The sequence below is a fragment of the Nitratireductor sp. J20-h4 genome (assembly GCF_056780505.1).
This window is the reverse complement of sequence record NZ_CM165557.1, coordinates 3096666-3112189: the sequence shown is the minus strand read 5'-3', so window position 1 is coordinate 3112189 and position 15524 is coordinate 3096666. Positions and strand designations below refer to the sequence as shown.

Genomic DNA, 15524 nt, shown 5'->3' with positions numbered 1-15524 from the left:
AACACCCGCACAGAGAGGACGTTGTGGCAGCAGCAAGACCACGCCCCCCGAGAGGATCGACGCCACCGGACGGCGCCGCCCCAAAGCCCGACCGATTGTTCGTGGAGGCGCTGGCGCGGGGGTTCCGGGTGCTCGAGGCCTTCGCCGACCGGCCGACGGCGATGTCGCTTGCTGAAATCGCGGCGGCAAGCGGGCTCGACAAAAGCGCGGCCCAGCGCCTGGTGCATACGCTGGTCTCGATCGGTTATCTGGAAAAGACGGCTGCCGGCGTCGCGCCGAGCCGGCGCATCCTGGACCGCTCGTTCGATTATTTGAGGTCCAATCCGCTCATCAATCGGGCCATCCCCATTCTGGCCGACCTGCGCAGGACCATCAAGGAACGCGTCGATCTCAGCCTCTTCGACGATCTGACGATGCTTTACGTCGTGCGCATGCAAAGCAAGCGCGACACATTCTACGCCCATCTGATCGGGCGGCGCGTGCCGACCTACTGCACGTCGGGGGGGCGTGCCGTCCTTAGCCACCTTCCGGAGGAAGACGTTCTCGACATCCTCCAGCGCTCGCAGAGGCGCAAGTTGACGCCGCGCACCACCGTGGAGATCGACCAGATCATGGAGCGGATCGTCCAGGTGCGGGAAACCGGCTATTCGCTGGCGATCGAAGAGGTTCTGGTCGGCGAAATCGCTGTGGCGGCGGCCGTGCTCGACGAAGCCGGCCATCCCGTGGGCGCGATTCATGTGGCCGCTTCCCTGGCCGAGTGGCAGCCGGACGAATTCGTCGCGCGCGCCGGCCCGCTGGTCACCGCGGCGGCGGCCGGACTGCGCCCTTCCTGAGTCGGTCGCCCGCCTCCGCCGCGACGCCGTATTCCCGCTCGAACGCCCGCTCGCTTGACAAATCGGACGGCAGGTCCGTAAATTGTCAAATACAGTTCGATCGTATCGCTTAGCAATACGCAAAAAGGGAAGTCGCATGACGGCCACACCCGGCGGGCAGAATGGGATGGATTCGGCAGGCGAGGCGCTGCTGCGCGTGTCGGGCCTGGCCTACGACTATGCCGGCGTCAGCGCGGTCTCGAACTGTTCGCTGGAACTTCACCGCGGCAAGATCGCTGCGCTGATCGGCGGCAACGGTGCGGGCAAATCCACCAGCGTCAAGATTATCGCCGGCGCCCTGAGGAGCCGGTCCGGCTCGATCATGCTCGACGGCCGGGAGATCGGCGGACTGCCGGCGCACAAGGTCGTCGAACTCGGTGTCGCGCTGGTGCCGGAAGGTCGTCTCGTGTTCCAGCACCTGACGGTTCGCGAAAACCTGATCCTGAGCGGCCACGTGCGCCGCGCCCGGGAAAAATGCTCGCAATCGCTGGAGCGGGTCTTCGAGCTTTTTCCGCGCCTCAAGGAGCGCCAGACCCAATTTGCCGGCTCGCTGTCGGGCGGCGAGCAGCAGATGCTGGCGATCGGCCGCGGCCTGATGACCATGCCGCGCCTCTTGATCCTGGACGAGCCGTCCCTGGGTCTGAGCCCGATTCTCGTCGGGCAGATTTTCGAGCTGGTGCGCAAGCTCAACGCGGAGGGCATCAGCGTGCTGCTCGTCGAGCAGAACGTGCACCACACGCTTGCCATCGCCGACTACGCCTACGTGCTGGAAAAGGGCCGCGTCGTCCAGGAGGGCGAAGGCCGCCGCCTGCTCAACGACCCGAAGGTGAAGGAAGCCTATCTCGGGCTAGTCTGAATGCCGGATTTCAAAATGGGAGACGAAAGATGAGAAGACGCACCTTCCTGCAAGCGACGACCGCCGCGCTCGCTGCCGGCGCGATGCCGAAACTGGCTTTCGGCCAGGACAACACCATCACCTTCGGCGGATCGGTGCCGATGACGGGCGCCGCCGCGGAGACCGGCCAGAACGTGCTCCAGGGCTACCAGTGCGCGGTCAAATACATCAACGAGGAAATGGGTGGCGCCGAGATCGGCGGGCAGAGCTATCAGCTCGACCTCAACATTTTCGACGACGCGTCCGATCCGGCGCGCGCCACCACGCTGATTCAGCGCCAGGTCGATGAAGGCATCAGCTTCTTCCTGGGCTCGTTCGGCTCCAACATCGTGCTGCCCACCTGTTCCATCACCGAAGCGGCCGGCCGCATCATGGTGCAGGCCGGCGGCGGGTCCGACCTGATCTTCACCCAGGGCCGCAAGCGCGTGTTCGGCATCTTCCCGCGCGCCTCGCAGCAATTCGTATCGTCGGTCAACATGTTCACCAGCCTCGACCCGGCGGTGAAGACGGTGTCGATCATCTACACCAACGATGCCTTCTCGGAATTCCAGGCCAAGGGCGCGCGCCAGACCATCGAACAGGCCGGTATCGAGGTGGTCGACTATATCGCCTTGCCGGCCGGCGTCAGCGACGTGTCGAACGTGCTCACCACGATCCGCGAGAGCGCGCCGGACATTCTGGTCTGCACCACCCATGACCAGACCTCGATCCTGATCGCCCGCCAGATGGTCTCCACCGAGACCAACGTGCCGATGCTCTACCAGACGCTCGGCCCGCAGACGGCGGCGTTCCGCGACGCGCTGGGCAATTACGCAAATGGTGTCGTCACCCAGGCCTACTGGTCCGAGCGCGCGCCCTATTCGGGTAGCTATTTCGGGTCGGCGGCCGATTTCGCCAAATATTTCCGTGCCAATTTCGACCGGGATCTGACCTATCACATGGCCAGCGGCGCGGCCTGTATCGTGGCCTATGTCGAGGCGGCCAAGCAGGCCGGTTCGCTCGATCTCGATGCCGTGCGCGATGGGCTGGATGCGCTCGATTTCGAGTGCTTCTACGGGCGCGTGCGCTTTACGCAGGACGGCGACGGCGATCCCGACCTGCTCGGCCCGCTTTTGATCCAGCGCCAGAATGGCGAGATGGAGGTGGTGGCGCCGCCGGACGGCGCCTCGGCCAAGCCCGTCTATCCCGCCCCGACATGGCAGGAGCGCGCCTGACCGCGCGCTGCAACGAGCGCGGCGTCCGGCACGCCCCCGGCTTTCCGGCCGCCGCGATCCTGTTTCGCTAGTCGACGAGCATAATATGGCAGACCTCCCGCTTCTGGAACTCGGCGCGGACCCGCGCGAGCGCGGCCGCATCCACGGCGCCACGCTGGCCGGCGCCATCCGCGACAACGTGGCGACCTATCTCGCCCGCTTCGAAGCGGCCGGCGCGACGCGCGCGACGATCCTGGAGCAGAGCGAGGCCTGGCTCGCGTTCATTGTTGCCGACAATGGCGAATATGGCGAGGAGATGGGCGCGATCGCGGCGGCGTCGGGCCTGTCGGCGACCGAGATCGCCATGCTGAACGCGCGCTACGAAATCACCTATCTCGCCTTCGGCACCGAGGCGAAAGCCGCCAATGGGCGCCTCGAGCAGGAAGGTTGCACGTCCTTCGGCATGTTGCCCGAAGCGACCGCCGACGGGCATACAATGTTGGCGCAGAACTGGGACTGGCTGGCCAATGTGCGCGGACGCACCTTCGTGCAGCGTGTCCGGCGCGCGTCCCGGCCGGAGGACGGCAAGCCCGATTTCGTCGGTTTCAGCGAGGCCGGCATCGTCGGATCGAAGATGGGCGTCAACGCGGCCGGCATCGGCCTGTGCGTCAACGGGCTGGTGACGCCTCGAGACGGCACGACCGGCATGCGCAAGCCTTTTCACGTGCGCTGCAAGGAGATTCTCGACGCCTGGCGTTTCGACCAGGCGCTGGCGCCGGTCGTGGAGACCGACCGCACCGCCTCGAGCAATTTCTTGATCGGCCACAGCGACGGCGAGATTCTCGATATCGAGGCCACGCCCGAGCATTGCGCCTACCTGTCGCCGGCCGACGGGCTTGTCGTGCACGCTAACCATCTGGTGAAGGAGACGCGAACGATCTCGCAGATGGAGCGGATCGCCCCGAACACGCTCTATCGCGGGCCGCGCGCCGAGCGCCTCCTGCGGCGCCATCTCGGCCGGATCGATCGCCCGGCGCTCGAAGAGGTGATGCGCGATCATTTTTCCGCGCCGGCCGCGATCTGCCGCCACGCCGACCCGCTGCTGCGGCCCGAAAAGCGCGTCATCACGGTGGCGGCCATTGTTCTCGACCTGGACGAGCGCATTCTCTACGCGACCGACGGCCCGCCCTGCGAGGCCCCGTTCCAGGCCTTTCCGCTCGATACCGATGAGCGCCGTTGCGATGATGCCTGAGGAGATCTTGCCGTGGACGACATGAGCCCTATCGAATGGCCGAACGGTGCGCGCTGCGCCGTGATGCTGACCTTCGACTTCGACGCCGAGACGCTGTGGCTGTCGCGCAATCCCGACAATGCCCGGCGCCCGGGCGTGCTTTCCCAAGGCATTTACGGAGCCAAGACCGGCGTGCCCAAAATACTCGAGCTGATGCGCGAGGAGAGCCTGAAGGGCACCTTCTTCGTGCCTGGCTGGACGGCCGAAAAATATCGCGACCGCATGGACGCGATCGCCGCCGCCGGCCACGAGATCGGCCATCACGGCTATCTGCACGAATGGATCGATCCGGATTTCCCCGACAAGGAGCGCGAAGCGCTCGAAAAGGGCCTCGAGGCGCTGAAGACAACGGTCGGCGTCAAGCCGAAAGGATATCGTTCGCCGGCCGGCGAAACCTCGCAGAACATGATCGGCCTGCTGCACGAATACGGCTTTGAATACGACAGTTCGCTGATGGACCAGGTCAGTCCCTACCGGCATGTTTTGGAAGACGGCACGCCCGGTCCGGTCGAACTGCCCTGGCACTGGAGCATGGACGATGCGCCCTTCGCGCTGTTCGCCATCCAGTCGCCGCGCCCGATCCACACCAACGACCACATCCTGAACGTGTGGAAACAGGAATTCACGGAAATCTACCGCTGGGGCGGGCTGGTCAACGTCGTCACGCATCCGCAGATCATCGGCAGGCCGTCGCGGCTCGCCATGCTGCGCGAGTTCATCGCCTTCGTGCGCCGCTTTCCTGATGTGTGGTTCGCGACCGGCGCGGAAGTGGCGTCGGCCTGGGCCGCCAAGGAAAACGGCTAGGAGCTTGTCGGCCTCATGACCCTCTTCCTGCAAACGACCCTGAACGGCCTCGTGCTGGGCGGCATCTATTCGCTCGCCGCCGTCGGTTTCTCGCTGGTCTTCGGCGTGCTCGGAATCGTCAACCTGACGCACGGCATCTTCGTCGTGGCCGGCGCCTATGGCGCGCTGGTGCTGTTTGCCGAGCTCGGCATCGATCCGCTGGTCGGGATCGTGCCGATCGGGCTGGCCCTGTTTGCGGTCGGGTATGTGTATCAGCGCACGATCATCCAGTGGGCGGTCTCGCGCGCCTCGCTGGTCGCCTCGCTGGTGGTGACGTTCGGGGTGGCGATGATGGCGCGCAACGGACTCCAGCTCGTGTTCGGGCCGGACGTCCACACCATCACGCCGAGCTACAGTTTCCTCAGCATTCCGCTCGGGCCGCTGCGCATCGACGTCGTGCGCATCGTGGCCCTGGGCGCGAGCCTTGTGCTGCTGACAGTTCTGGCGCTGGTCCTGGCCAGGACGCATTTCGGCCGGGCGATCCGCGCCACGGCCCAGCAGCCGCTGGCCGCGGAACTGTGCGGGCTGAACGTCAAGAATCTGCACGGGCTGACATTCGGGCTCGGCGCGGCGATGGCCGGGGCGGCCGGCGCCATCATCGGCATCGTGCAGCCGTTTACGGCGGCGAGCGAGGTCGCCTGGACGCTCAACGCCTTCATCGTCGTCGTGCTCGGCGGTATCGGCAGTCCCGCCGGGGCGCTGGTGGGCGGCCTGCTTCTGGGCCTCATCAACGCCTATACCGCGCAATATGTCGGTCCCTCGCTGACGCAGGCGGCGATGTTCCTGGTTCTGGTGCTCATGCTGCTGGTACGGCCGAGCGGGCTGCTCGGCAACGCGTTCGGAGAAAGCCGATGAACCGCGCCCTCGTCCTCCTCGCGGCCATAGCCGTCGTCCTCGCGGCCGTTTTGCTGCCGCTGTGGATCGGTCCCTTCTACACGCGCGTCATCCAGCTGTTTTTCTTTTCCGCCGGCCTGGCGGTCGCATGGAACCTTCTGGGCGGCTTTGCCGGCTATTGGAGCTTCGGTCACACCGTCTTCATCGGCATGGGGGCGTTCAGCGCCGCGCATATCGTCACCAGGCTGGGGCCGTTCGGCGACGGGCCTTTGTCGATGGTCCTGCCGATCCTGCTGTCCGGCCTGATCTGCGGCCTGTTCGCCGCCATCATCGCCTATCCGATCCTGCGACTGCGCGGCATCTATTTCGCCATTGCTATGCTCGGGGTCAGTCAGGTCGTCGGCGAGCTGGTCAACAATCTGTCGTGGTTCCAGGGCGGGGTCGGCGTCTTTCTTCAAACGCCGCTGCCGGCCGGCACCGCGCCGGAGGACTTTTTCTACTACCTGTTCGGCGCGCTGTTGCTCGCCTCCATCCTGATCGCGGTCGCGGTGCGCAAGTCCCGCTTCGGTTATGCGCTGCTGTCGATCCGCGAGGACGAGGACACGGCGATGATGCTCGGCGTGGCGACGGAGCGCTACAAGATCATGGCCTTCGTGCTGTCGGCCGTGCTCGTGGGAACGCTCGGCGCGGTCTATGGTTACAGCGTCGGCTATTTCACCACCTATACGGTGTTCCGGCTCGATTTTTCGCTGAACATGATCGTATTCTGCCTGATCGGCGGCATCGGCACGCTGGCCGGACCGGTCATCGGAACCGCGATCATGCTCTTCATCACCCAGGTGCTGTTGTCGCGGTTCCTGGATATCCATCTGTTGATCACCGGAGCCATCGTGGTGGCGATCATCCTTCTCATGCCCGGCGGCATCATCGGGGCGCTGCGCTCGTGGCGGCGCCCGGCCGCGGGCGGCGGGGCGGCGGCGACGGAGACCGGCTCATGAGCGATATTCTTTTGTCCGGCCGCGGCGTAACGAAGTCCTTTCGCGGGCTGACCGCCATCCGCGACGTCGATTTCGACATTCCCGCCGGCGCGATCTTCGGGCTGATCGGCCCGAACGGCGCCGGCAAGTCGACGCTGTTCAACCTGATCACCGGCTACTACGCGCTGACCGGCGGCGAAATCCGTTTCAAGGGCGAGGATCTTTCCCCGCTGCCGACCTATCGGCGCAACCAGGCAGGTATCGCCCGGGCGTTCCAGATATCGAAACCCTTTCCGGCCCTGACGGTGCGCGAGAACGTACGGGTGGGCGCGATGTTCGGACGCCCCGGCGCGCGCGCGGCCGAGGACGTGGTCGACCAGGCGCTGGCCATCGCCGGTCTGGAAGAGCTTGCGGACCGCACCGCGGAGGGGCTGACCGTGGGCTCGCTGCGCAAGCTGGAAGTCGCGCGTGCCTATGCCACGAGGCCGTCCCTGCTGCTGGCCGACGAGCCGTGTGCCGGCCTCAATCCGGCCGAGACCGAGGAAATGGTCGGCTGCCTGCGCAAGGTGCGCGATCTGGGCACCACGGTATGGCTGGTGGAGCACGACATGAAGGCGGTCACCAGCGTCTGCGATCGCATCGTCGTGATCGATGCCGGCCAGAAGATCGCCGAGGGCACGCCGCAGCAGGTTGTCGCCAATCCCAAGGTGATCGCCGCCTATCTCGGAGAGCCGCTCGAGGACAAAGCCGGCTGAGGCGGACATGCCGCTTCAGCGCGGCGCAGGCCGGACGGAGACGGGATCATGGCGGAAGAATTCGAGCCCGCGCTGCTGCGGGCACAGGCCTTCGACGGCGAAAAGCTGGCCGAGGGGATCGTCGACTGGGTGGAGATGGAGACGCCGTCCGATCGGCCCGACCTGATCGACCGGATGCTCGACCGGGTCGAGAGCGCGTTCGACGGCCTGCCGGTCGAAATCCGGCGTCTGCCCGCGCGCGACGGCTGCGGCGGCCAGATGGTGATCGACTACCGGCCCGAAGGCTGCGACGGCGACGCGGCCTTGCTGATGGGGCACGTCGATACGGTCTGGAGCGCCGGGACGCTGGCCCAACGGCCGGTCCGGCGCGAGGGCGACCGGCTTTACGGGCCCGGAATCTTCGACATGAAGGCCGGCTCCTATCTGGCGACGGAGACGTTGCGGGGCATCGCCCGGCAGGGGATCGTGCCGCCGCGCCCGGTGCGCGTCTTTCTCAACGGCGACGAGGAGATCGGCAGCCCCGTCTCGCGCGGCACGATAGAGCGCCTGGCGGGCGACGCGGCCTTCGTGCTGGTCCCCGAACCCTCGTACGGCGCGCCGGGAACCGTCGTGACCGCCCGCAAGGGCTGGGCGCGTTTCGACCTGACCGCGCACGGCGTGTCCGCGCATGCCGGCGGCAACCGCGACGACGGGCGCAGCGCGATCCGCGAGGTCGCGCGCCAGGTTCTTGCCATCGAGGCGATGAACGACAGCGAGAGTGCGGCGACGTTCAATGTCGGAACCGTGCATGGCGGCACGCGCGCCAATGTCGTGCCGGACAAGGCCGGCATCGAAGTCGACATGCGCGTCGATGACATGGCGACGGCCGAGCGTCTCGTCGCGGCGATGCTGGCGCGGCGGGCGGTCGAGCGCGATATCCGCCTGGAGGTGAACGGAGGCCTCAATCGGCCGCCCTTCGTCCGCTCGTCGGCCGTGGCACGGCTATATTCGGCCGCTCGCGCGCTCGCTGCCCATCTCGGCCTGCCGATCGGCGAGACGGCGCGCGGCGGCGTGTCGGACGGCAATTTCGCCGCCGCGCTCGGCCGGCCGGTGCTGGACGGCCTGGGCTGCGGCGGGGCTGGCGCCCATGCCGTCGACGAGCATATTCTCGTGTCCACCATAGCCCCACGCGCCGCCTTGTTGCATGCCATGCTGACGTCGCGGCATTTCCAGAGCCTCGCGACCGGCTAAACCCCTTTCATCCAGTCTTCATCTTTTATCGAGGAGCGGCACTTGAGCGCGTTGTTTTCGCCGATCACCCTGCGGGGTCTGACCCTTGCCAACCGGATCGCGGTGTCGCCGATGTGCCAATACAGCGCCGTCGACGGCGCGGCGACCGACTGGCACCTGGCACATCTGGGCACGCTGAGCGCGTCCGGCGCCGGCTTGTTGGTCGTCGAGGCGACCGCTGTCGAGCCTGAAGGACGCATCACCCACGGCGATCTGGGGCTTTACGACGAGGCCAGCGAGGACGCTCTGGCGCGCATCGTGTCGCATTGCCGCGACCATGGGTCGGCGCGGCTCGGCATCCAGCTCAGCCACGCGGGGCGCAAGGCCTCCGCGCAACGGCCGTGGGAGGGGGGACGGGCGCTCGGGGCGGACGAAAAGCCGTGGACGACGATCGCGCCCTCGGCGGAGGCCTTCGGAGAGAGCTGGCACGTGCCGCGCGCCATGGAGCGGGCCGACCTGGAGCGCGTCAAGGCAGCGCATGCGGCAAGCGCCGGGCGCGCGGCGCGGCTCGGTTTCGACCTTCTGGAGCTGCATGCCGCGCACGGCTATTTGCTGCACCAGTTTCTGTCCGGACGCGCCAACCGGCGAACCGACGACTACGGCGGCAGCATCGACAACCGCATGCGTTTCCCGCTCGAGGTGGTCCGTGCGGTCAGAAAGGCGTGGCCGCGGGACCGGCCGCTCGGGGTGCGCATGACCGGCTCGGACTGGGTCGAGGGCGGTATCGACCTCGACGAGGCGGTGCGTTTCGCCCACGGGCTGAAGGCGGAAGGCGTCGATTTCGTGTGCGTGAGCAGCGGCGGGGTGACGCCGAGCGCGGCGCCGCGGATCGGGCCAGGCTATCAGGTCGCGCTGGCGAAGCGGGTGCGTGATGAAACGGGCCTTGCCGTGCGTGCCGTCGGCCTGGTGACGACGCCGAAGCAGGCGGAGCGGGTCGTTGCGGCCGGCGACGCCGACATGGTCGCGCTCGGCCGCGCCTTTCTCGACAATCCGCATTGGGCCTGGGCAGCGGCGCGGGTCCTCGGTGCCGATGTCGAGCGGCCGGTCCAGTATCAGCGCGCGGCCGACGCGGTTTGGCCCGGCGCGGCCTATTCCGACGCCGACTGAGACGCTCGCGCGCTCATCGGCCGGTCGGCGCTCGGCTGCCACGGACGTATCCAGCGGTTGTTTGGACCGGGATCGGAGGTGACGCAAAGCGCCGGTGGCAGCCGTGAAGCGCTCAGGGTTTTCCGAAGGCGACCGAAGCGGGCCAGGTTCCGGCGCAGAGGGCGTTCAAAATGTTCACCGTCATCGGCGATTTTGCCCGTGACGGTCTTTCTAACCGGCCGCTCTTGCGGGAATTTCCTTGCCAAGACCGAGCGCCCAGACCGATTGGGCGATCAGTGTCATCACCAATATCGAACCGCTTATCAACGAAGCGGTGGTGGGCACTTCGGCGAAGATCATCCCCCCATAGCGTTCGTTATACCAAGAGTCATAGATCTTGACCGACATGGGCCCACTTCCGCATTCCGATTGAGGTGATGTCTCCGGTTCGGCGAGGAGCTTCTGCCGAGCCTCGCAGGCGGCGTCGATGATGGCCTCGTAGGTGTCGAAGACGCGGTTTGAGAGCCAGTTCTGTCGGAAATACTGCCAGATGTTCTCGACCGGGTTCAGCTCCGGCGCCCGCGACGGCAGGAAGAATGCGGTGATGTTTTTCGGCATCCTGAGCTTGGCGATGGTGTGCCATCCGGCACGGTCCATGACGAGCACGGCATGGGCACCCTTCTCCACATGCCGGCTGATCTCGTCGATATGGAGCTGCATGGCCTCGGTGTCGGCAACGGGCAGCGCGAGAGCAGCGCCGATGCCGCGCGCCGGGCAGATTGCGCCGAACAGGTAGGCGTTCTTGTAGCGCTGGTCGGCCGGCTGCCGTGGCCGTGTTCCGCAACGCGCCCATTGCCGCACGATGCCGTTCTTCTGGCCGATGCGGGCTTCATCCTGGGACCACAGCTCCACCTTCGTGCGCGGCGGCAGGTCGCAAAGATGCGCCTTCAGCGTGCGTGGCCAGTTTTTTTGAACGCCTCGACGACATGGGCGTCCTGTGCCGGATGATGCGGGCGCGCGCTTATGTGCGAGAAGCCGAGCATGTGCAACAGTTTCCCGACATAGCGCGTGTCGTAGTTGACGCCGAAACGCTCCTTGATGATGCGCTTCAGGTCGACGCGCCGCCAGCGCACGACGCCGTTAACGGCGCGGTCCGGACCCTTCTCGACAATTGTGGCCAGGTCGGCCTGCTCCTCGGGCGACAGTCGCGACGTTGGCCCCGCCGACCATTGATAGAGAAGACCACCGGGCCCGGCCGCGTTGAACCGGTGCACTCAGTCGCGCAGCGTTTGGCGGTCCATACCGCCGAGCCGCACCGCATCGGCTCATCCCGTCCAGAACCGCCGCGCTCGCCAGGAGTCAGCTGCTCTGGCGCACATCCTTCGCAACACGAGCCAGACGACGCAGCTCCGCCGCGAAATAGTCGTCCCGCAACTTCACCGCTGATCCCATCGCCGAATCTCCTTCAACAACAGGGAAGCACGCGGCCCAAACGTCTCAAAATCACGAAAGATTCACAAGCCGGGACGGTTGGTATTACGCGTCAGGCATGACATGGCGGCAAAGTTGCTGCTTCACTCATCCACCGACAGAGATAAAAGCCGGACGGCCGGCACTGCATGAGCAAGCTTGATTTCACGTAGCCTGCCTAGACAAGCCGCTTGAGGCAGCGGCAAAAGCCAGAATGCGCTACGATCAAACAGGTCTTCAATCAGCAAAAAGTTGATGTCATTCGAAGTTGCGCGCTGTGCCATTCGAAATTGCGCGCTACAGGAAGACTGCCTGAATGCCTTGGATTTCTTGGGGCTGATGGTGGGCGTGACAGGGATTGAACCTGTGACCCCTACGATGTCAACGTCGTCGCCGCTCGTGAAATGCGCAGAATTCCGCGAAAAGACCACTAAATAATTCGGCTTTTCGGCGCCTGAAGTAGCCAGCTGGAAGTTCTTTAGGTTCGGTGAACCTAAGGGACACTACGTATTTCGAGCGATGAAGCCAGCTTTCGCAAATGCGTCGGAGAGAAGCGCGCATAGACGCGAGCCGTTATCTTGCTGTCGCCATGTCCTAGAAACTGAGCGATCTCGTCCATGCTGTGGCCGTCCTCAGCGAGCCACACGGCAGCACTATGACGCAGCATATGCGGCGAGACATCCGACCGTCCTGTGGCGTTGCCTGCGGCTTTCAGGCCGCGCCTGATCGATCGCACGGGTTTGCCCGCCCATTCGATCACGTAGTCCGTTAATGCGCCCTCTTTTGCGTTGCGAAGTGCTTCAAGCAGCGCAGTGTTTGCTCTGAGACCGAACTTTGGAGCGCCGGTGGCTGGAGTTTTCCGGCTTTTGCTCTGAGACCGAACTTTGGAGCGCCGGTGGCTGGAGTTTTCCGGCTTTCTTCACGGTGACGGGCTGGCTTCGCCACCGGGATTTTGTAATGCGATCGGGACGTTGTATCCGATCGCCGAGTGAGGCCGAACCTCATTGTAGTATCTACGCCAATCCTCCAACTTTTCGCGGGCATCCGCAAGACTCAGGAACCAGTGTGCGTTCAAACACTCGGCCCGCAGCTTGCTGTTAAAGGCTTCGATGAAGCCGTTGTCCGTAGGCTTGCCCGGCCGTGAGAAGTCGAGGGTGACATCGTTCGCATAGGCCCACAGATCGAGGTCCCGGGAGATGAACTCGCTGCCATTATCGACCCTGATCGTCTTCGGATAGCCGATACGGCCACATACTCGCTCGAGCGTCTGGACGACATCCTCGCCGCGATAGGAGAAGCGCGGATCGACCGCTGGGCAATAGCGGGAATGAGTGTCGACAATGGTCAGGACACGGAGCTTCTTGCCGGTCGCGATCTGGTCATGGACAAAATCCATGGCCCACACATCGTTCGGTCCGATGGCCTCCTGGCGATCCTCCCTGAGCTTGGCCTTCACCCGTCGCTTGGGGTGCTTGTTCCTGAGCTGTAGTCCCAACTCATTGTAAATCCTACGGGTCTTCTTCATGTTGATCGTCCATCCCTCACGACGCAACAGCACGTGGACACGCCGGTAGCCGTAGCGAACCCGCGTCTCGCAAATTTCCTTGATCCTTCGTTCGAGCGCGGCCTGACCGGTGCGACGGGACTTGTAGTGGTAGGTGGAGGTCTCGAACTTCAGTGCCTTGCAGGCCCGTCTGATCGATATCCCCCAGTCCACCAGCATCCCGTCGACCAGCTTGCGCTTCCGGGCAGGCCTCAGAGCTTTCGGCGAATGACGTCCTGCAGCATCTCGCGATCAAGCGTCAGGTCAGCGACGATCTTCTTCAGCCGACCGTTCTCGTCCTCAAGGGCCTTCAGCCGGCGCATCTCATCTGGCAACAGTCCAGCATACTTCTTCTTCCAGTTGAAATAGGTCGCCTGGCTGATCCCGGCCTTGCGGCAGATCTCTGCCACGGGCACGCCGTCATCGCCCTGCTTCAGAATGAACGCCTTCTGCGCGTCCGAAAACTTCGATGCCTTCATCGCTCTCCGCTCCATTCCAGCCAGGGAAAACTAAGCGGAAAAATCTAACCAAAAGCGATCCAGTTTGTGGGGATCAGAGCAATCAAGGCGAAGGCGAAGGCGAAGGCGACGGCGACGGCGTAGAGCGATGTTCCGTGCTCCGGCTTATGGGCGGATAGGTGCGCGCCCCGCTCTGGGCGCCAGAATGCATCCGGACCGATGCTGAGCGGTTTTCCTAGGACTTCGATCGGGAAGGATTCCACTATCGGTGGCTCCCGCTGACACTGATGAGCTTGGTTCCTTGCCCCCGGGGGTCAATCTCGGCAGATCGTAGATATCGCCCCCGTCCGAGCGCCTACGGCGACAACCGCCTCCTGATCTCGCCCAACCTCGCTTCCGGAGGCCACGCGGTGATCAGACGCTTCCCATCGGACAGCACGTAGATGCGTTCGTGCAGGCTGCGCACGTTGACGAAATAGATGAAGCGCTTGGGTGACCTGGATTCTACTAGGAGTGCGTGGCCGGATCGAATGTCTTTCAGGATCCGTGAGAAATCACCGGGTCCAAGAACGAGCCTGTAGTGTTGATAGAGGCGCCGATGAAAGTGCCAATGGTGCTTCGGAATGAAAGCGCGGTTCCAGCGGGAATCAAATGATGTCTGATAGGGCATGATGTGTTCAGTCTCACGAGCGGCACGCAGCGACGCGCCCTGTTACTCAGGATGCGTGGCACTACGCACGTTCTGCGGCTTTGCGAGTTGGAGGGAGTCGGACGACCCGATGAAGTCGGCACGGGGAGACGCCAATCGGCGTCCTCGTTCTGCTCGGCTGGCTTACTTGCCGAAGATGCCGCGGATCGCCTTCTGGGCTTTCGTGGTCAGCGTCGGGTCGCTGTGATCTGACGCCGAACGGATTTCTTCCAGCCAAGCCACCTCGTTGGCCGTGACGGGCGTGCCGAAGATTTCCTTGTGCAAACGGGCCAGCGCCGAGTCCTGTTGCTCGACAGCCAGCATGAAGAGACGCGTCGGATCGCATTCGAGCGCCTTGGCCATGGCCGGCACCCGATCGAGTGGCAGCTTGATCGCCCCGCTTTTGATCATGGCCAGCGTGTTGAGCGCGTTGAAGCCGGCTTCCGCGGCGATCTCGAGCTGTGTCTTGCGCGGACGCAGCTCGAGAATGCGCTTGTCGAGAAACTTCACAAGCCTGGTATGGGCAAATGGCTTACCGATCGTCTTCTTCATGAACTCACCTTATCACCTGACCGCGCATCGTTGCGCAATTCATCAATGTCTATAGCGATCAGCTATTGGGGCGAGCGCGGGGGACATGGCGAAGTGCAATGTGTCCTCGGCAATGTTCTGATTGGCCGCATACTTGCGTTGGGCCGAAACGAGTCAGCAGGCTAGAAGCAGGTCCAAACTCGACCGCGTCAGGTTCGCTGAACCTGACGGCCGCTACGCAATCTCGTGCTAAGTGCTTGGGGCTGATGGTGGGCGTGACAGGGATTGAACCTGTGACCCCTACGATGTCAACGTAGTGCTCTCCCGCTGAGCTACACGCCCATCAGCGCCGCGCATAGACCACACAAATCATGCTGGCGTCAATGCCGAAAATCCATCGTCCGGCGGCGGCCCCGATCAGGCCGCTTTCAGCATCTTTTCGACCTCGCTGACGAGCTCGCGCAGGTGGAAGGGCTTCGACAGGACCTTGGCGTCCTTGGGAGCCTTCGAATCGGGATTGAGCGCGACCGCCGCGAAACCGGTGATGAACATCACCTTCAGATCGGGATCGATCTCGGTGGCGCGGCGCGCAAGCTCGATGCCGTCCATCTCCGGCATGACAATGTCGGTCAGGAGCAGTGAAAACGGCTCCTCGCGCAGGCGCTCGTAGGCGCTGGCGCCATTGTCGTAGTCGATGACGTCGTAACCGGCCCGTTCAAGCGCCTTGACCAGAAAGCGGCGCATGTCGTTGTCGTCTTCAGCAAGTAGGATTCTCGTCATGGATTCCCGTCCGCGTTCCAGAACGGTGTCGGCCGCCAT

At 64.4% G+C, this 15524-nt stretch carries 16 protein-coding genes, 1 tRNA gene and 2 pseudogenes; 10 read left to right on the top strand and 9 right to left on the bottom strand.

What is annotated here, in order from left to right:
- Positions 1 to 101 precede the first annotated feature (101 nt).
- The 10 genes from ACT2B0_RS15060 (at position 102) to ACT2B0_RS15015 (ending at position 10036) form a co-directional block, all read left to right on the top strand.
- Positions 102 to 833, top strand: coding sequence for an IclR family transcriptional regulator (locus ACT2B0_RS15060; protein ID WP_245414145.1), 732 nt, complete (start codon positions 102 to 104; stop codon positions 831 to 833).
- Between the two features lie 136 nt (positions 834 to 969).
- The gene (locus ACT2B0_RS15055; protein WP_473458814.1) at positions 970 to 1728 is read left to right on the top strand and encodes an ABC transporter ATP-binding protein; all 759 of its coding nucleotides are present in this window, start codon (positions 970 to 972) and stop codon (positions 1726 to 1728) included.
- A gap of 29 nt (positions 1729 to 1757) precedes the next feature.
- The gene (locus ACT2B0_RS15050; protein ID WP_106571868.1) at positions 1758 to 2981 is read left to right on the top strand and encodes an amino acid ABC transporter substrate-binding protein; all 1224 of its coding nucleotides are present in this window, start codon (positions 1758 to 1760) and stop codon (positions 2979 to 2981) included.
- A gap of 85 nt (positions 2982 to 3066) precedes the next feature.
- On the top strand, positions 3067 to 4212 hold the full coding sequence (locus ACT2B0_RS15045) for a C45 family autoproteolytic acyltransferase/hydrolase (protein WP_127599145.1): 1146 nt from the start codon (positions 3067 to 3069) through the stop codon (positions 4210 to 4212).
- A 21-nt stretch (positions 4213 to 4233) separates the two neighbouring features.
- On the top strand, positions 4234 to 5055 hold the full coding sequence (locus ACT2B0_RS15040; protein ID WP_473466016.1) for a polysaccharide deacetylase family protein: 822 nt from the start codon (positions 4234 to 4236) through the stop codon (positions 5053 to 5055).
- 15 nt (positions 5056 to 5070) lie between these two features.
- Positions 5071 to 5949, top strand: coding sequence for a branched-chain amino acid ABC transporter permease (locus ACT2B0_RS15035; protein WP_106571866.1), 879 nt, complete (start codon positions 5071 to 5073; stop codon positions 5947 to 5949).
- Positions 5946 to 6926: a branched-chain amino acid ABC transporter permease gene (locus tag ACT2B0_RS15030; RefSeq protein ID WP_127599144.1), complete on the top strand. Its 981-nt coding sequence runs from the start codon at positions 5946 to 5948 to the stop codon at positions 6924 to 6926. Before ACT2B0_RS15035 ends, ACT2B0_RS15030 begins: the two co-directional genes overlap by 4 nt.
- Positions 6923 to 7660 (top strand): ABC transporter ATP-binding protein, encoded by a 738-nt coding sequence (locus ACT2B0_RS15025; protein WP_473458810.1) that lies wholly within the window; start codon positions 6923 to 6925, stop codon positions 7658 to 7660. Before ACT2B0_RS15030 ends, ACT2B0_RS15025 begins: the two co-directional genes overlap by 4 nt.
- Positions 7661 to 7708: 48 nt before the next feature.
- Positions 7709 to 8890 (top strand): M20 family metallopeptidase, encoded by a 1182-nt coding sequence (locus tag ACT2B0_RS15020; RefSeq protein ID WP_473458808.1) that lies wholly within the window; start codon positions 7709 to 7711, stop codon positions 8888 to 8890.
- 42 nt (positions 8891 to 8932) lie between these two features.
- Entirely contained in the window at positions 8933 to 10036 is a 1104-nt protein-coding gene (locus tag ACT2B0_RS15015) for an NADH:flavin oxidoreductase/NADH oxidase (RefSeq protein WP_473458806.1), read from the top strand.
- A gap of 210 nt (positions 10037 to 10246) precedes the next feature.
- On the opposite strand, the gene ACT2B0_RS15010 is transcribed toward ACT2B0_RS15015, so the two are convergent.
- From ACT2B0_RS15010 to cpdR, 9 genes and pseudogenes are all read right to left on the bottom strand, one after another.
- Entirely contained in the window at positions 10247 to 10423 is a 177-nt protein-coding gene (locus ACT2B0_RS15010; RefSeq protein ID WP_348393676.1) for a hypothetical protein, read from the bottom strand.
- A pseudogene (locus ACT2B0_RS15005) lies at positions 10404 to 11467 on the bottom strand (IS630 family transposase). Before ACT2B0_RS15005 ends, ACT2B0_RS15010 begins: the two are co-directional and overlap by 20 nt.
- A 122-nt stretch (positions 11468 to 11589) precedes the next feature.
- Positions 11590 to 11769: a hypothetical protein gene (locus ACT2B0_RS15000; protein ID WP_350149209.1), complete on the bottom strand. Its 180-nt coding sequence runs from the start codon at positions 11767 to 11769 to the stop codon at positions 11590 to 11592.
- Between the two features lie 209 nt (positions 11770 to 11978).
- Positions 11979 to 12302, bottom strand: a pseudogene (locus ACT2B0_RS14995) (tyrosine-type recombinase/integrase); the annotation flags it as partial.
- A gap of 102 nt (positions 12303 to 12404) precedes the next feature.
- A protein-coding gene (locus tag ACT2B0_RS14990) for an IS3 family transposase (protein ID WP_473458804.1) occupies positions 12405 to 13507 on the bottom strand; the annotation gives its coding sequence in 2 pieces (ribosomal slippage) (positions 12405 to 13246 and positions 13246 to 13507; 1104 coding nt in all).
- A gap of 334 nt (positions 13508 to 13841) precedes the next feature.
- Positions 13842 to 14156: a hypothetical protein gene (locus ACT2B0_RS14985; RefSeq protein WP_473458802.1), complete on the bottom strand. Its 315-nt coding sequence runs from the start codon at positions 14154 to 14156 to the stop codon at positions 13842 to 13844.
- A 162-nt stretch (positions 14157 to 14318) separates the two neighbouring features.
- Positions 14319 to 14726 (bottom strand): XRE family transcriptional regulator, encoded by a 408-nt coding sequence (locus ACT2B0_RS14980; protein WP_127600253.1) that lies wholly within the window; start codon positions 14724 to 14726, stop codon positions 14319 to 14321.
- Between the two features lie 246 nt (positions 14727 to 14972).
- A tRNA-Val gene (locus ACT2B0_RS14975) sits at positions 14973 to 15047 on the bottom strand.
- Positions 15048 to 15122: 75 nt separating this feature from the next.
- Positions 15123 to 15485, bottom strand: coding sequence for a cell cycle two-component system response regulator CpdR (cpdR, locus tag ACT2B0_RS14970; protein WP_350149210.1), 363 nt, complete (start codon positions 15483 to 15485; stop codon positions 15123 to 15125).
- Positions 15486 to 15524 lie beyond the last annotated feature (39 nt).

What these genes read in the sequence shown, in the direction of transcription:
- ACT2B0_RS15055 (WP_473458814.1), top strand. Translation starts at nt 970, where the DNA reads ATGACGGCCACACCCGGCGGGCAGAATGGGATGGATTCGGCAGGCGAG.
- ACT2B0_RS15050 (WP_106571868.1), top strand. Translation starts at nt 1,758, where the DNA reads ATGAGAAGACGCACCTTCCTGCAAGCGACGACCGCCGCGCTCGCTGCC.
- ACT2B0_RS15045 (WP_127599145.1), top strand. Translation starts at nt 3,067, where the DNA reads ATGGCAGACCTCCCGCTTCTGGAACTCGGCGCGGACCCGCGCGAGCGC.
- ACT2B0_RS15040 (WP_473466016.1), top strand. Translation starts at nt 4,234, where the DNA reads ATGAGCCCTATCGAATGGCCGAACGGTGCGCGCTGCGCCGTGATGCTG.
- ACT2B0_RS15035 (WP_106571866.1), top strand. Translation starts at nt 5,071, where the DNA reads ATGACCCTCTTCCTGCAAACGACCCTGAACGGCCTCGTGCTGGGCGGC.
- ACT2B0_RS15030 (WP_127599144.1), top strand. Translation starts at nt 5,946, where the DNA reads ATGAACCGCGCCCTCGTCCTCCTCGCGGCCATAGCCGTCGTCCTCGCG.
- ACT2B0_RS15025 (WP_473458810.1), top strand. Translation starts at nt 6,923, where the DNA reads ATGAGCGATATTCTTTTGTCCGGCCGCGGCGTAACGAAGTCCTTTCGC.
- ACT2B0_RS15020 (WP_473458808.1), top strand. Translation starts at nt 7,709, where the DNA reads ATGGCGGAAGAATTCGAGCCCGCGCTGCTGCGGGCACAGGCCTTCGAC.
- ACT2B0_RS15010 (WP_348393676.1), bottom strand. Translation starts at nt 10,423, where the DNA reads ATGTCGGTCAAGATCTATGACTCTTGGTATAACGAACGCTATGGGGGG.
- ACT2B0_RS15000 (WP_350149209.1), bottom strand. Translation starts at nt 11,769, where the DNA reads ATGGCACAGCGCGCAACTTCGAATGACATCAACTTTTTGCTGATTGAA.
- ACT2B0_RS14985 (WP_473458802.1), bottom strand. Translation starts at nt 14,156, where the DNA reads ATGCCCTATCAGACATCATTTGATTCCCGCTGGAACCGCGCTTTCATT.
- ACT2B0_RS14980 (WP_127600253.1), bottom strand. Translation starts at nt 14,726, where the DNA reads ATGAAGAAGACGATCGGTAAGCCATTTGCCCATACCAGGCTTGTGAAG.
- cpdR (WP_350149210.1), bottom strand. Translation starts at nt 15,485, where the DNA reads ATGACGAGAATCCTACTTGCTGAAGACGACAACGACATGCGCCGCTTT.